Source organism: Gottfriedia sp. NPDC056225 (assembly GCF_042267765.1).
Taxonomy (GTDB): domain Bacteria; phylum Bacillota; class Bacilli; order Bacillales; family Bacillaceae_G; genus Gottfriedia.
Window position 1 is genome coordinate 1 of the sequence record NZ_JBHJTJ010000148.1, and the last position, 1,049, is coordinate 1,049.

Consider the following 1,049-nt stretch of genomic DNA (forward strand, 5'->3'; position numbering starts at 1 on the left):
GGCAAGTTCGGTGCGCTGCAGGCCAGTAGCGCGGCGACGCCGAACCACAACGATCTGCCAGGGCTGCAGGGTGGCACAACTACCGAGCGATACCACCTGACCAATGCCCAGCTGACCGACGTAGGCACGATCCCGAACAAGTACGACAAGACGGGCGGAACGATCTCGGGGCGAGTCGGCATAAACGCTCCCAATGTGTCTGAGAATGCAGATGGACTATTGGGGATAGGCGGTTCTTTCGCTACAGCCGCAACCAATAGCGTTCGAGCTTTGCGCGTGGATGCGACTGCAACCTTGGGGTCTGGATTCGGATTCGCAAACTTCGATGCAGCAGGGGTGACTGATGGCCCCAACCCTCTCGATCACCTGATTGGGTATCAGTCTCGCCCAAGGCATGCAGGGACTGGGGCGATGACGCGGCTGTATGCCTATGCCTCATTGCCCACTTGCGATGGGCCGGTTACGCAGGCGTTCGGGCAGTACATATTCGATATTGTGGGTACGGGAGCAGTCAATAATCACACCGGGCTCTACATCGAGCCACTGGTTAAAGCTACCAACAACTATGCCATGTGGATTGATGGGAACAACCCGTCAGTCTTTGGTGGGCCGGTATGGCCTAAGCTGGATGCTGTTGTCCCGCTTGGAGACCCGACACTCCGGTTCTCGACTGTCTATGCAGCCACCGGGACGATCAACACTTCCGATGCGCGCGAGAAGACCGATGTTCTCCCCTTTACCGAGGAAGAACTGGCGGCTGCAAAGCAGCTGGGTTCAGAGATCGGGATGTTCAAGTTCCTCTCAATGGTAGAGAAGAAGGGGAAGGCCGCCAGGTCGCACGTAGGCATGACCGTTCAGCGTGCGATTCAGATTATGCAGTCTCATGGGCTAGACCCATTCGCCTATGGGTTCATCTGCTACGACCAGTGGCCCGAGCAGGCCGAAGTGCGCAGGGAATGGGGGTATCAGCCAGCTGTGGTAGACGACTTTGGGGATGTGGTGAGGGAAGAAGTTCTTCCCGGGTCAGAAGTCATTACGCAGCATCGGGC

At 57.5% G+C, this 1,049-nt stretch carries 1 protein-coding gene; it reads left to right on the forward strand.

Going from position 1 to position 1,049, the window contains the following annotated elements:
• A partial coding sequence (locus ACFCYN_RS25515; RefSeq protein WP_375952997.1) for a tail fiber domain-containing protein occupies nucleotides 1-1,049 on the forward strand: 1,049 nt, incomplete at both ends.